This is a genomic window from Sinorhizobium sp. 7-81 (assembly GCF_030124405.1).
Lineage (GTDB): Bacteria > Pseudomonadota > Alphaproteobacteria > Rhizobiales > Rhizobiaceae > Sinorhizobium > Sinorhizobium psoraleae.
In genome coordinates, this window is the sequence record NZ_JASKLT010000002.1 from 572721 (window position 1) to 586811 (window position 14091).

Sequence of the window (14091 nt, forward strand, 5' to 3'; positions counted from 1 at the left end):
CTCCGCCGATCAATAATCAACTGCGTAATATTTTGCCTCCATGAATTCCAGAATGCCCGTCACGCCGCCTTCGCGGCCAAGGCCGCTCTGTTTAACGCCGCCGAAGGGAGCTGCGGGGTCTGACATCAGGCCCCTGTTGATGCCGAGCATGCCCGTTTCAATGCGCTTGCCTACCTTCATCGCACGTTTGAGGTCGCGCGAGTAGATGTACGCGGCGAGGCCATACTCCGTATCGTTTGCAAGGCGGATCGCCTCGTCGTCGCTTTCGAACCTGTAGACAGGCGCGACCGGCCCGAAGATTTCCTCACGTGCGATTGACGCGTTTACGGGGACGTTTTCGAGTACAGTCGGCGGATAGAAATAGCCGTTTTCCATAAGCGGTTTGCCGCCGGTGGTCGCCCGCGCACCCGCGGCGAGTGCGTCGGAGACGAGCCGGTCGATCTTGCGGACGGCGTTTTGCGTGATCATCGGTCCACATTGCGTCTCGGGATCGTAGCCGGGACCGATCTTCAGTGCCATCATCCGCGCAGTGAGGCCGGCGACGAACGCATCATAGATGCCCGCCTGGACATAGAAACGATTGGCGGCAGTGCAGGCTTCTCCGGCGTTTCGCATTTTGGCGATCATCGCACCGTCGAGTGCCGCCTCGAGGTCAGCGTCGTCGAACACGATGAAGGGCGCATTGCCGCCGAGTTCCATCGAGCAACTGACGACCGACTTGGCGGCTTCGGCAAGAAGAACGCGGCCAACGCCGGTGGAGCCGGTGAAGGAGAGCTTGCGAACGCGTGGATCGGCGAGCATCGCATTCGTTATTCCGCTTGGATTGCTTGTGGTCAGCACGTTGACGACGCCAGGCGGGACGCCCGCCTCTTCGCCGAGACGGGCCATGGCATAGGCCGTCAGCGGCGTCTCCGAGGCAGGTTTCAGGATCACCGTGCAGCCAGCGGCAAGGGCAGGTCCGATCTTGCGGGTCGCCATCGCGGCGGGAAAATTCCAAGGCGTGATCAGGACGGCGATGCCGATCGGCTCATGGTCGACGAGGATATTGTGCGACCCGGAGGGGGTGCGCCGGAATTCGCCTGGAATGCGGGTCGCCTCTTCAGCGTACCAGCGGAAGAATTCGGCGGCATAGGCGACTTCGCCGCGCGCGTCGGGCAGGGCCTTGCCATTTTCCAGTGCGATGAGCGTTGCAAGCTCCTCAGCGTGCTGCGTCATCAGCTGGAACCAGCGTCGCAGGATTTCCGATCGCTGGCGAGCGGGAGTGGAGCGCCACTCGGCGGCAGCGGCATCCGCGGCATCGACTGCGCGCCGTGCATCTTCGATAGAAGCGTCGGCAACCTCGGCCAGCAGATTACCGGTCGAAGGATCGAGAACGGTTATACCGCTGCCGCTTTGCCATTTGCCGCCGATGTAGAGGCCCTCGGCATGCAGGGCAGGATCGGCGTAACCGGAAAACTTGGCATGGAACGTCATGAAGGGGTCCTTTCGACTCAGTTCAGGCTGTAGCGATCGCCGAAATAGGCGGCGGCAACGAGGTTGCGCATCTCGTGCGGGTTCAGCGGGCGGGGATTGTTCTGGATGAGGCGCGCAATGCCCGAGCTTTGCTCTGCCACCCAGTCGATCCGGTCTTCTTCAAGGCCGAGATCCCGCAGCGTGGCGGGAATGCCGATGCGTTCAAAGAGCGAAACGAGGGCAGGTATCACGTCATCCGGTCCGTTGAGCCTGGCCGCAAGCGCGATCTTCGCAAGTTCGTCGCGGATGAGTGGCGCGTTCCAAGTCATGACATAGGGCATGAGGCAGGCGACGCCGAGGCCATGCGCCGTATGGGTAAGCGCGCCGACGGGGTACTGGATGGCATGGGCCGCGGCGGTGCCGGCCACGCCGAATGCAAGGCCGGCAAGAGTTGCGCCGAGCATGACCTTTTCGCGCGCGCCATGGTCGGCGCCGTTCTTGCAGGCAGCTTCCAGCCCCTGCCACAGGAGGGCAATGGCGCCAAGGGCAAAATGGTCGGAAAGCTCGTTCTTACCGACGAAGACGCGCTGCTGCGCGATGCCGGGAACGGGCTTGCGCCGGATCGCGGTGAAGGCTTCGATCGCATGTGTCAGGGCGTCCGCGCCGGCGATTGCCGTCAGGCCAGGCGGGCAGGAGAGGGTGAGTTCTGGGTCGCAGATCGATACCGCCGGGATCAGGTGGGGGCTGGAAATGCCGACCTTCAGGCTGCGCTCGGCATCCGAAAGCACGGCGACGGGCGTCACCTCCGAGCCGGTGCCGGCGGTGGTGGGGATGGCGATCAACGGCATCACAGGTCCCGGCACGGTATGTTCGCCATAATAGTCCTGCGGCCGTCCGCCGTGGGTAAGGAGGAGGGCGACGCATTTTGCCATGTCGAGACATGACCCGCCACCGACGCCGATGACGAGGTCAGGAGCAAAGACCCTGGCCCGTGTAGCGCTGGCGATGGCCGATTCGACCGGGACGTCCGGCAGGGTGGAACTGTCCACCATAACCGCGAGCCCTGCTTCTTCGAGTTGCCGCACCAGCGCGAGCAAATCGGCATCCGCGGCAAGGCGCGTGTCCGTGACGACCAGCGCGCGTTGGCCGAGCCTGGCGGCGATGCCGCCAAGGGCATGGCGCTGTCCGGCGCCGAAAAGCAGTTCGCGCGGCGCCCTCAGTATGCCGAATAGGTTCATTCCGTGTCTCCTCGCTGAATTCAGGCGGCCTCGAGGGCCGTAAGGTGTTCGAAAAGCGGCTGCGGCAGTTCGATCCCGGTTTTCGCGGTTGCAGCGCGACGTGCTCGTGCACCATCGCCCGGAATGGCGACTGGTTGGGTGGGGTCGTGCGGGCGGGATAGGCGCAGGCGGTCGAGATAGGCGGCAAGTGCTGCTGTACTACCCGAACCTGCCGACGGATCGATCAGAATGACAAGGTCGCCTTTGTTGGCGGGATGAATGTCGTCGAGCGTTCCATGCACCTCAGGTGCGAGATCGGATCCGGCAAGCGCCGCGGCTAGAAGCTCGATCGCAAGGCCCAGGCCATATCCCTTGGCGTCGCCGAAGGGCGCGATCGCGCCTGCCTTTGCTGCGTGCGGATCGGTTGTCGGGCGACCGTCTCGGTCCACTGCCCAGCCGGGTGGGATCGGTAGGCCGCGCATCGCATGGTTGTTGATCTTGCCCATGGGAACGACGCTGGTTGCGAGATCCAGCACGAAAGGATCGCCATCAGCAGGAATGCCGATCGCGACCGGATTGGTGCCGAGCATGGCTTGCGTTCCGCCGAATGGGTGCACGAGCGCTTCGCTGGTCGACATGACAATAGCGATCAGGCCGTCGCTTGCGGCGGCCTCCGCATAGTAGGCAAGCATTCCGATGTGATTGGCGTTGCGGATCGCAGCAACGGCGAGCCCCGTGTCCTTCAGGGCGCCTTGCATGACGCGCATGGCGTTCATGACCACAACCGGGCCCAGGCCGCGTTCGCCGTCGATGCTCAGAAATGCATCTCGTTGCCAGGTTCCTTGTCCACGCGTTGTGGGATTCGCCAGCCCGTTATCCAGACGGGAAAGAAGCAATGGCAGGCGTTGCAGGCCGTGGGAGGGCAATCCGCGCAGTTCGGCCTCCAAGAGGAGGTCTGCCTGAAGGCGAGCGGAGTCGGCCGGAACTCCCCGCTTTTCGAGCAGGGCCACGGTCAAATTCCTCAGCCGAGTAGGCGGGAGCTTCATTTCAAATCCTATATCAGATCCTATACGATATTATATTTGACATACGATATCTTATTTGCAACAAAAGATCGCATGTCAATAAGCAGTCGGAGAATCGAAGTGACAAATGCAGCGGCGCGGGAAGGCAGGGCGACCGGCATACGCCCGATGAGCGTGGTCGATGGCGTCTACGACGGCATCTATCATCGGCTAATGTCGCTTGAGATTGCGCCTGGTGCACGCATTCCGATTGATGTCCTCGCTCGCGAACTCGGCGTTTCGCAGACGCCGATCCGCGAGGCCCTGAGCCGTCTGGAACGTGAGGGCCTTGTTCGCAAGGAGCATCTGATCGGCTATAGCGCAGCCCCTCAATGGACGCGCAAGCAGTTCGAGGACCTCTATGCTTTTCGCCTCCTGATCGAACCCGAAGCTGCCCGGCTTGCCGCGATCAATATGACTCCTGAGGCGCTCCAGCAGCTCGAGAATTCCGCCGCCGACATGGGCCACGGCGAGGCGCCGGTCGATCGCAACACGCGCTACTCGCGCTTTGCCCGCGCCGATGCGCAGTTCCATGACGCGATCCTGAAAATCGCCGGAAACGACGTGATCCGCAGCACTTTGTCGAACCAGCATGTCCACCTGCACATCTTCCGGCTGATGTTCCACACCCGGGTGACTCAGGAGGCGCTCGAGGAGCATGAGAACCTGCTGGCTGCCTTCCGGGCGCGCGATCCACAGGCCGCATATGATGCCATGCGTGTCCACATCGAGCGCTCGCGTGACCGCTTGCTTTCGGCTTTCGAATGAACGCGGTCCCGTCTCCCAATCCGGTCGCGGCGCTACCAAACCCGGCTGTTGCCGCGCTCAGGGCCGAAGGGCTTGGCAAGGCCTATGGTCCGATCACCGTCCTGTCGGACGTCACGCTTGAGGTTGAAGCCGGAGAGGTTCACGCCATTATCGGTGAGAACGGCGCCGGAAAATCGACGCTGATGAAGCTCCTTTCCGGCCATGTCGCCCCAACGGCCGGCCGCCTGCTCATGGAGGGGAGGTCGGTTGAGTTCCGAAATGCGGTGGAAGCCGAAAATGCCGGCATCGTACTCGTGCACCAGGAAATCCTGCTTGCTGCCGACCTCACGGTTGCGGAAAACCTGTTTCTGGGACGCGAGGTTGGCCGTGGTCCGATGGTCAACGACCGGGCGATGAACCGACGCACGGCCGAACTGCTCGCGCGGGTCGGTTCAACGGCCCGGCCGCGCGACCGTGTGGGTGAACTGCCACTCGCCCAGCGCCAGCTCGTGCAGATCGCGCGCGCCCTTCTGGATGAGCGCAAGGTCATCATCTTCGATGAGCCGACTGCGGTTCTCGCAAACGACGAGGTGGCGGCGCTGCTCGACATCGTACGCAGCTTGCGCGACCACGGGGTTGCGGTGCTCTACATCTCCCATCGTCTCGACGAGGTTCAGGCGCTTGCCGACCGCATCACCGTGCTTCGTGACGGCCGCATGATCGGGACCTGGCCGGCGGCAGGCCTTGGGCAGCGTGAAATGGCGGAACTGATGGTCGGGCGAGAGCTGGACATGCTCTATCCGCATAAGCGACCTGCCACGACCGCTGCTCCAATTCTGTCGGTCACCAACCTTGCCGTCGACAACGGCTCGCAGAGGGTCTCCTTCAGCGTCAGCCCCGGCGAAGTGCTGGGTATCGGCGGCATGATCGGGGCGGGTCGTACCGAACTGATCGAGGGCCTGATGGGCCTTCGTCCGTCAGAGGTGGAAAGCGTCGTCCTGAACGGCCGGGAGATCGGGAACCGCTCCGTCCGTACCCTAATGGACGCCGGCCTCGTCTACCTGACCGAGGACCGCAAGGGCAAAGGCCTGCTCCTGGAGGAGAAGCTCGGCCCTAACCTCACCCTGCAGGCGCTTGATACGATCAATCCGGGTGTCTTTCTGGACAAGCGGGGAGAGCTTTCCTGCCTTCAGAAGGCGGTCGTCGATTACGATATTCGCGTGCGCTCGCTGCGCCTTGAGGCCAGCAAGCTTTCGGGCGGGAACCAGCAGAAGCTGCTTCTTGCCAAGGTCATGATGGCCAATCCCTCCGTGATCATCATCGATGAGCCGACGCGCGGAATCGACATCGGCAACAAGAGCCAGATCTATGACTTCATCGACGGGATGGTGCGCGCCGGCAAGGCCTGCATCGTCATCTCGTCGGAAATGCCGGAGCTCGTGGGCCTTGCCGACCGCGTGCTGGTGATGCGGGCCGGGAGGATCGCCGCCGAGCTTCGCGGCACTGATATCAATGAGGAAAATGTCGTCTACGCCGCCACGACCGGGGGGCATGCAGACGTCGGGGAGGAGAAACATGACCGTAGCGACCGTAACAATCGCGCCCACGGATGACGGAGCGCGCTTTCGCTGGGCCGATCTGGCGCCCTTCATCGCCCTTGCGGTGATCGTGCTGTTCGGGGCGCTGGTGAATTCAAACTTCGTGTCGTCGGCCAATCTCATCAACGTTATTACGCGGAGCGCCTTCATCGCGATCATCGCGGTCGGGGCGACATTCGTGATCTCGTCCGGCGGGCTGGACCTGTCGGTGGGTTCGATGATGGCCTTCGTCACCGGCCTCATGATCATGGTGATGAACTATCTCGCCCCGGCATTTGGAAACTGGGCGATCCCGATGGGAGCGGGCGTGGCGCTGCTGGTCGGATCGCTATGCGGCCTCTTCAACGGACTCATCGTGACAGTCGGGCGAATAGAACCCTTCATCGTCACGTTGGGCACGATGGGCATTTTCCGCGCCTTCATCACCTTCATGACCGATGGCGGCTCGTTGCCGATCGATCGCAGCCTCCGGGAAGCCTATCGGCCGGTCTATTTCGGCAGCATCTTCGGTATCCCTTATCCGGTGCTCATCACCTTCGTCGTCGTCATGCTTGGCGCCTTCCTGCTCTACAAGACGAAGTATGGCCGCCGCTTGACATCGGCGGGATCCAATGTCGAGGTCGCGCGCTTTTCCGGCGTCAATGTCTCTGCCGTGCGCACCGTTGCCTACGTCATCCAGGGCGTCTGCGTCTCCGTCGCCGCCATCTGCTATGTGCCGCGGCTCGGCGCGGCGACGCCCACCACCGGGCAGCTCTGGGAGCTGCAGGTCATCACTGCAGTCGTGATCGGCGGCACCCTGCTCCGCGGCGGGCGGGGGCGCATTGGCGGCACAGTGGCCGGCGCCCTCATCCTCGAGGTGATCGCCAACGTCATGGTTCTGTCGGACATAGTCTCGGAATATCTCGTCGCCGCCGTTCAGGGAGCGATCATCATCATCGCCATGCTGGCGCACCGCTTTACTGCCAACCGCTGAAAACAGCACCGACTTCAAAGGAGGAGAAAATGAAGTCTGTTATCCATAAGGCTGGACTCTTGTTATCGACGGCTACCCTGGTCCTCGCTCTACCGCTAGGCAGCACTCAGGCCCAGGAGAGGAACGTGACTGTCGCCGTCTCGATTCCGGCCGCAACGCATGGATGGACCGGAGGGGTCGTCTACCATGCAGAGCAGGCTGAAAAAGAGGTCGAGGCTGCGTTTGCAAATGTAGACGTCGTGCTGTCGACCGCGTCGTCGGCGACCGCGCAGGTCTCGGCGCTCGAAGATCTGTCGGCGACCCGGAAGCTCGACGCGCTGGTCATCCTACCCTTTACGTCGGAGGAACTGACGGGGCCGGTCGAGCAGATCAAGGAAAAGGGCACCTTCATTTCCGTGGTCGACCGTGGCCTCGCCGACCCAACGATCCAGGACCTCTATGTCGCTGGCGACAACATCGCCGTGGGTGCCAATACGGCGCGCTGGCTTTCCGACAAGCTTGGTGGCGAGGGCGAGATCGTCGTGTTGCGCGGTATCCCGACCGTCATCGACGACGAACGCATAAAAGGCTTCTCGGACGTCATCAACAAGACGAACATCAAGATCCTCGATATCCAGTATGCCAACTGGAACCAGGACGAAGCCTTCAAGTTGATGCAGGACTATCTAGCAAAGTACCCGAAGATCGATGCCGTCTGGGCCAACGACGACGACATGCTGCTCGGCGTGATCGAGGCCGTCGATCGTGCGGGTCGCAAGGACATCAAGTATGCGCTCGGCGGCAACGGCATGAAGCAGGTCATCGAAATGGTGAAGGAAGGCAACGAGCGCACACCGGTCTCGACTCCCTATCCGCCGTCGATGATCAAGTCGGCCATCTACATGACAGCGGCACAATTCGCTGGGCAGGCGCCCATGCGCGGTTCATTCCTGCTCGGTGCGCCGCTGATCACCCCGGAAAACGCCGACCAGTTCTATTTCCCCGATTCCCCATTCTGATCCGAAACGGTGCCCGGCCGGCCGCCGGGCACTCGTCCGAAATTCATGACAACAGGAGACACGACATGAGCGGCAAGAAGATCCTCATGCTGACCGGCGAATTCACCGAGGAATACGAAATCTATGTCTTCCAGCAGGGAATGGAGGCGGTGGGCCATACGGTGCACGTCGTTTGCCCGGACAAAAAGGCCGGGGACCGTATCAAGACCTCCCTGCACGACTTCGAGGGCGACCAGACCTACACGGAAAAGCTCGGCCACTACGCCGACATCAACAAGACCTTTTCCGAAGTGCGGGTCGAGGATTATGACGCAGTCTATGCAGCGGGCGGCCGCGGCCCGGAATACATCCGCACAGACAAACGCGTCCAAAACATAGTCCGCCATTTTCATGAGACGGGCAAGCCGATCTTCACAATCTGCCATGGCGTGCAGATCCTCATGGCCGTGCCTGGCGTGCTGGAAGGCCGCAAAGTCGCGGGTCTTGGCGCCTGCGAACCGGAGGTGACGGCTGTCGGCGGCACCTACATCGACGTGAAGCCCACCGAGGCCTATGTCGACGGCAACATGGTCTCGGCCAAAGGGTGGACGGGCCTTGCGGCTTTCATGCGCGAGTGCCTGAACGTGCTGGGCACGAAGATCACGCACACGTAGTCGATTGACCTGAGATCGATAACAGCTTCGCCCTCGGGCGGTCGGCCCGAGGGAGGTTTGCGCAGCCAAAGCCAGTTTGCGGGGTGCGGTCTGCTGTACCAAGTGCAGTTTTATCGTGTGATCTGCTCGATGTTCGCTGACCTGGGAAAAACGTTCGCCGGCTCGAACCTTCAAGACCTTGAATGATAGGGTCGGCGGTTCGAATCCTGACAAGGCGACGGATGCATAGTCGACTCCCGAGGGCTGCGCTGTAGCAGGACGGATTCAAATTCTGGGGCGTCGATCCGCTCGCGCAAAAGGCGCTCGTCCAGCGTCAGGAACGGATGGATGATGTTGGCGTCGACTCGCCTCGCGCCACCAAGAACCAGACAATCACCTGTTTCTTCCGTCCTTGTGACCAAACCGCGTTTCAAGATAGTTCACCCCGAAAGAGACGACATCTTGCGCATCGAGCAGGTAGGAACGTGCGTCTCCCACTTGGCCTTCGCGATGCCGCCCCTGCGAGACGTACGCTTTCGCGATCGTCTCGACTTCATCCGGTTCTCCGTCAATGGCGAAGCAATCAAGGAAGCCGTTCGTATCGAAGTCTTCAGCGGTCTCCCAAATTACTTCCCCGTTCGGTCCAAGCATCGGCATCTCATAGGTCACACGGCGTTTGCCCGGGATATCGGCTATCGCCTCTGCGTAATGCAGCGCGGTGACCGTATCGAGGGGAGCTCCAAGCAAGAGCACTTTTCCGCCGCGCCGGACAAAGCGTTCGACAGGAGAACCGCGGCCCAGAGCATGGCCCAGTCTGTGCGGCTCGATCAGCTCTTTCGCAAGCGCGCCGATTGCTATCATTGACGCATCGGGATGCGCACTGCGCAATGCGCCGGGCGCCTCGGCCAGGAACTGGTTCAGCAGACCGAAACCACGATAGGTTCGGGCGGTCGCGGGATCGAACGGCGGCCAGTTGCGCCGCACCTCCTCCGCCATCTGAGCGCCGTTCAACGTCTCCTCATAGGGAGACCGATCCCAAGAGGCATAGCCCATCAAGGTCCCGGTTGGTCCTATGGCATCACGCAGCGCTGCAACCACGCTTTCGGCCCCTCCTTCGACCACGCCAATCGCCTTCAGCGACGCATGCACCATCACGGCATCGCCTGTCTCTATGCCGAGCGCGTGAAGGTCCGATTTGAGTGTCGTCCTGTTCGTCACGTGGGTCCTCAGCTGTATGGTGACCGGCACTGCTCATGCGCCATCATAGGGCTGATAGGTGTTATCGTATGCCCGATACGACCGACAATGATCAAAACGCACCGAATATGCGCGGCCAACCTCGAACCGGCGCCACCGGATGCGCGATTGCAACTCCAATGATCACACCGGCGGCAAATGCGGCGGAAAGAAACCAGTAGCCCCTATGGAGGCGGTCGCCGGGGTGAGCGACTACGATGCCGCGATATCCGTTAAAGATCAGCCCGATGTCCTCGAAGCTCGCGCGCAAGGGCCTAGTCGGATCTGGCGATCGCACGCGAGCGGTTTGCCCCGTGCGATGGCCAGATCGTCAGTGCCAGATCGTCAGTGGTTGTGCCGCGGCGGCGTCTTGGAGATTTTACGGAACTCGTCCGCCTTCCTGATCGTCGCGCCGTCGGCGAGCTGGGTCACGGTCTGGCGGTAGATCATCTGCCAGGGAGTGGCGTCCTCCGGTACCTTCGGAATACCCTCGGCCTTCCGGCGCTCGATCTCGGCATCGTCCACCAACATGTCGCAGAGGCCTTCGTTGAAGTCGATGCGTATGGTGTCGCCGGTGCGTACCCAGGCAAGGCCGCCGCCGGCCGCGCTTTCGGGCGAGGCGTTCAGGATCGACGGGCTGTCAGCCGTGCCGGACTGGCGGCCGTCGCCGATCGTCGGAAGGCTCATGATGCCGCGTTTCAGCAGGTGATCCGGCGGCTGCATGTTGACCACTTCGGCCGAGCCAGGCCAACCCCTGGGACCGCTGCCGCGGATCACCAGGATGCAGTTCTCATCGATTTCGAGCGAGGGATCATTGATCCGCTTGTGGTACTCCTCAGACCCGTCGAAGACGATCGCGCGACCCTCGAATACGCCCTCGCGTCCCGGCTCCTGCAGGTAGCGCTTGCGGAAGCCGTCGGAAACGACGCTCATCTTCATGATGGCGAAGTCGAAGAGATTGCCCTTGAGGACGAGGAAGCCGGCGCGTTCGCGCAGCGGCTCGGCAAAAGGCCTGATCACTTCGCGGTCGTCGGATTCGCGGCCTTCGAGGTTTTCTGCCATGGTCTTGCCGGTCACCGTCGGACAGCTGCCGTCGATCTTGCCGGCCTTGAGCAGTTCCCACATGATTGCGGGCACACCGCCGGCACGATGGAAACGTTCGCCGAGATAGGCACCCGCCGGCTGGACATTGGCGAGCAGGGGTATGTCGTAGCCATGAACCTGCCAATCGTCCGGGTTGAGCGTCACTCCCGCGTGCTTGGCCATTGCCATCAGGTGCGGCTGAGCATTGGTCGAGCCGCCGATGGCGGAGTTGACCTTGATCGCGTTCAGGAACGCCTCGCGCGTCAGGATGTCGGATGGCTTGACGTCTTGAAGTACGAGCTCAACGGCGCGGCGGCCGGTGCGATAGGCCATCTGTCCACGTTCGCGGTAGGCTGCCGGGATCGCCGCACAGCCGGTCAGCGACATGCCAAGCGCTTCGGCCATGGCGTTCATCGTGGACGCCGTACCCATGGTGTTGCAATGACCGACCGAGGGAGCGGAATCGAGGGCCGCTTCGAGGAACTCCTCGCGGGTTATTTCGCCGGCGGCATATTTGCGGCGCGAACGCCAGATCACGGTGCCGGAGCCGACGAGATCGCCGTCGTGCCAGCCGTCGAGCATCGGTCCGCCGGAGAAGACGATGGCCGGAATGTCGACAGTCGAGGCGGCCATCAATGCCGACGGGGTGGTCTTGTCGCAGCCGGTCGTCAGGATCACGCCATCGAGCGGATAGCCGTAGAGGATCTCGACCAGCCCGAGATAGGCGAGGTTGCGGTCGAGCGCCGCCGTCGGCCTCTTGCAATTCTCGAACAGCGGATGGGTCGGGAACTCGATCGGAATGCCGCCTGCATCGCGGATGCCGTCGCGCAGGCGCTTCGCCAGCTCCAGATGGTGGCGGTTGCAGGGGTTGAGATCGCTGCCCGACTGGGCGATGCCGATGATCGGTTTGCCGGACCGCAGCTCTTCCGGTGTGGTGCCGTAGTTCATGAAGCGCTCCAGGTAGAGCGCGGTCAGGTCCAGGTGCTCGGGGTTATCGAACCAGTCCTGCGAGCGCAGCCGCCGGGTTGCCTTCCTGTCGTCGGTCATTGATCGTTCTCCCGTTCTCTTCCGTTGACCTTCTCCAGATGCAACAGAAGCGCGCTGTGATCCTTTTCGCCGCCGCCATCGGTGACGAAGTCACGGAATTCGCTCCGTACCATGGCCGTCAATGGCAATTCCAGATCGAGGAGATCGGCCATGGCGGCAACCGCATCCAGGTCCTTCAGCTGCAGCCGAGATGGACCGCCGGGGGCGAAGGTGCGGTTCACCATGCGGGCGCCGTGCAGGTCAAGAATCCGACTCTCGGCGAAGCCGCCGCGAATGGCGTCGCGGAAACTGCCGCGATCCGCGCCGCCAGCTTCCACGAGGATCATCGCCTCTGCAACCGCGCCGATGGTGATGGCGACGATCTGCTGGTTGGCCAGCTTGCAGACCTGGCCGGCGCCGGCGGGGCCGACATGCGTGACGCGGCCAAGCGCTGCAAAGACGTCCGTAAGGCCGGCGACAACCTCGGCTTTGCCGCCAGCCATAATGGCGAGCGTTCCGGCTTCGGCGCCGACGACGCCGCCGGAGACCGGGGCATCGACGTGGGCGACGTCGAACTCGGCGAGGCGGGCGGCGTGATCGCGGGCGGTCGGCGGAGCAATCGACGAGGAATCGACGACAGTCGCGCCGGCCTTCAGGACTTCGGCGACGCCGGCTTCGAACAGAACCTGGCCAACCGCGTTTCCGTCGCTCAGCATGGTGAAGACGATGTCGGCATCACGCGCAGCGTCTGCGGCCGTGGCGGCGAGGCTTGCGCCGTCGGTGGCCAGGGGTTCAGCTTTGGAGGCGTCACGGTTCCAGACGGTGACGGGGAAACCTGCCCTCAGCAGGCGGCGCGCCATCGGCGCGCCCATGAGTCCGGTGCCGAGAAAGGCAATGCGCCGGGACGCATTCGCTCTGTCCGCGGTCATCAGAGCTTGCCTCCCAGTTCGTCCTCGATGTGGACCTTGATGATCTCGTCGAAGGATTCTTCAGCGGTGAAGCCGAGTTCGGTGGCGCGCTTGGCTTCGAAACCGGGCGCCCAACCGGCGCACATGCGCATGATCATCTCGTCGGGCTCGCGACGGATGAGCGACACGGCCTTCTCGCCGGCGATGCGGCGCAGAGCGTCGATCTGTTCGCCGACGGTGGCGCTGAGGCCCGGCATGGAAAGGTTGCGGCGCGGGCCGACCTTTTCGACATCGATGGTCGCGGCGTGGATCAGGAAGCCGACGGCCGAGCGCGGCGAGGCGTGCCAGTGGCGGACGTCCTCGGAGACCGGAAGTACGGCTTCCTGGCCGACCAGCGGCTCGCGCAGGATGTTGGAGAAGAAGCCGGAGGCGGCCTTGTTGGGCTTGCCCGGACGGATGCAGATGGTCGGAAGGCGGATGCCGATGCCGTCGAAGAAGCCGCGACGCGAATAGTCCGACAGCAAGAGTTCGCAGATGGCCTTCTGGGTGCCGTAGCTGGTCAGCGGCGTGGTGTGGAACTCGTCCGGAATCGGATAGGGCAGGGGAGCGCCGAAAACGGCGATCGACGAGGTGAAGACGACACGCGGCTTGTAGCCGTCCTGGCCGTGGGCGATGCGAATCGCGTCGAACAGGTAACGGGTGCCGTCGAGGTTGATGCGGTAGCCCTTGTCGAAGTCGAGTTCGGCTTCGCCCGACACAATGGCGGCGAGGTGGAAGATCACGTCCGGCCGTCTGGCGATGAGGCGCTCCGCTTCGCCGGCAGCCGAAAGATCGACGGTTTCAAGGACGGTCTTGCCGGTGAAACCAGCCGGCGCTTCCGGGGTGACGACGTCGACCAGCGTCATCGCTTCGATTGCGCGGCCGTCGAGGTTTCCGTCCTTTGCAAGACGTGCAGCGAGCTTGCGACCCACCATGCCGGCGGCGCCGATGATCAGAATGTGCATGTGATTACCTCCTCCATGCTTTCGTTCCCACCTTCCGACGAAGGTGCGAACCACTCAGCCGAAAAAAGACATTGTAAGGTTGTCTGATAACCTTATATGGTGCATTTGAAAACAGAATAATTGGCATCCCGCACAGGTCGTCAGCGCCGGGTC

General features: G+C 62.6%; 13 protein-coding genes. 5 read left to right on the forward strand and 8 right to left on the reverse strand.

The genetic code is table 11. The features are described from left to right. Positions 1–9: 9 nt before the first annotated feature. Genes QN224_RS09910 through QN224_RS09920 form a run of 3 tightly spaced genes read right to left on the reverse strand, consistent with a single transcriptional unit; the run spans position 10 to position 3715 of the window. Positions 10–1473, reverse strand: a complete 1464-nt coding sequence (locus tag QN224_RS09910) for an NAD-dependent succinate-semialdehyde dehydrogenase (RefSeq protein ID WP_283976506.1) — start codon at positions 1471–1473, stop codon at positions 10–12. A 17-nt stretch (positions 1474–1490) separates the two neighbouring features. After that, positions 1491–2690 carry an iron-containing alcohol dehydrogenase gene (locus tag QN224_RS09915; RefSeq protein WP_283976507.1) on the reverse strand — a complete coding sequence of 400 codons (1200 nt, stop codon included), beginning with the start codon at positions 2688–2690 and terminating at the stop codon, positions 1491–1493. Between the two features lie 20 nt (positions 2691–2710). Beyond that, a complete protein-coding gene (locus QN224_RS09920) occupies positions 2711–3715 on the reverse strand; it encodes an Ldh family oxidoreductase (protein ID WP_283976508.1) in 1005 nt (334 codons plus the stop codon). A 147-nt stretch (positions 3716–3862) separates the two neighbouring features. Between QN224_RS09920 and QN224_RS09925 the strand changes: the two genes are divergently transcribed. The 5 genes from QN224_RS09925 (at position 3863) to QN224_RS09945 (ending at position 8702) form a co-directional block, all read left to right on the forward strand. Next, a complete protein-coding gene (locus tag QN224_RS09925) occupies positions 3863–4501 on the forward strand; it encodes a GntR family transcriptional regulator (RefSeq protein ID WP_283976919.1) in 639 nt (212 codons plus the stop codon). Beyond that, a complete protein-coding gene (locus tag QN224_RS09930; protein ID WP_283976509.1) occupies positions 4498–6093 on the forward strand; it encodes a sugar ABC transporter ATP-binding protein in 1596 nt (531 codons plus the stop codon). Before QN224_RS09925 ends, QN224_RS09930 begins: the two co-directional genes overlap by 4 nt. Further along, entirely contained in the window at positions 6056–7051 is a 996-nt protein-coding gene (locus QN224_RS09935; RefSeq protein WP_283976510.1) for an ABC transporter permease, read from the forward strand. Before QN224_RS09930 ends, QN224_RS09935 begins: the two co-directional genes overlap by 38 nt. 29 nt (positions 7052–7080) lie before the next feature. Continuing rightward, positions 7081–8049 (forward strand): substrate-binding domain-containing protein, encoded by a 969-nt coding sequence (locus QN224_RS09940; RefSeq protein ID WP_173512008.1) that lies wholly within the window; start codon positions 7081–7083, stop codon positions 8047–8049. Positions 8050–8114: 65 nt separating this feature from the next. Beyond that, a complete protein-coding gene (locus QN224_RS09945) occupies positions 8115–8702 on the forward strand; it encodes a DJ-1/PfpI family protein (protein ID WP_283976511.1) in 588 nt (195 codons plus the stop codon). 372 nt (positions 8703–9074) lie between these two features. Here QN224_RS09945 and aac(3) read toward each other — a convergent pair whose 3' ends face one another. The 5 genes from aac(3) to denD form a co-directional block, all read right to left on the reverse strand. Further along, positions 9075–9899 carry an aminoglycoside 3-N-acetyltransferase gene (gene aac(3), locus QN224_RS09950; RefSeq protein ID WP_283976512.1) on the reverse strand — a complete coding sequence of 275 codons (825 nt, stop codon included), beginning with the start codon at positions 9897–9899 and terminating at the stop codon, positions 9075–9077. Between the two features lie 33 nt (positions 9900–9932). After that, a complete protein-coding gene (locus QN224_RS33860; protein ID WP_283976920.1) occupies positions 9933–10001 on the reverse strand; it encodes a BA14K family protein in 69 nt (22 codons plus the stop codon). A 261-nt stretch (positions 10002–10262) separates the two neighbouring features. Next, the gene (locus QN224_RS09960) at positions 10263–12047 is read right to left on the reverse strand and encodes an IlvD/Edd family dehydratase (protein WP_283976513.1); all 1785 of its coding nucleotides are present in this window, start codon (positions 12045–12047) and stop codon (positions 10263–10265) included. After that, positions 12044–12955, reverse strand: coding sequence for an NAD(P)-dependent oxidoreductase (locus QN224_RS09965; RefSeq protein ID WP_283976514.1), 912 nt, complete (start codon positions 12953–12955; stop codon positions 12044–12046). Before QN224_RS09965 ends, QN224_RS09960 begins: the two co-directional genes overlap by 4 nt. Continuing rightward, positions 12955–13938: a D-erythronate dehydrogenase gene (denD, locus tag QN224_RS09970; RefSeq protein WP_283976515.1), complete on the reverse strand. Its 984-nt coding sequence runs from the start codon at positions 13936–13938 to the stop codon at positions 12955–12957. Before denD ends, QN224_RS09965 begins: the two co-directional genes overlap by 1 nt. Positions 13939–14091: the final 153 nt, after the last annotated feature.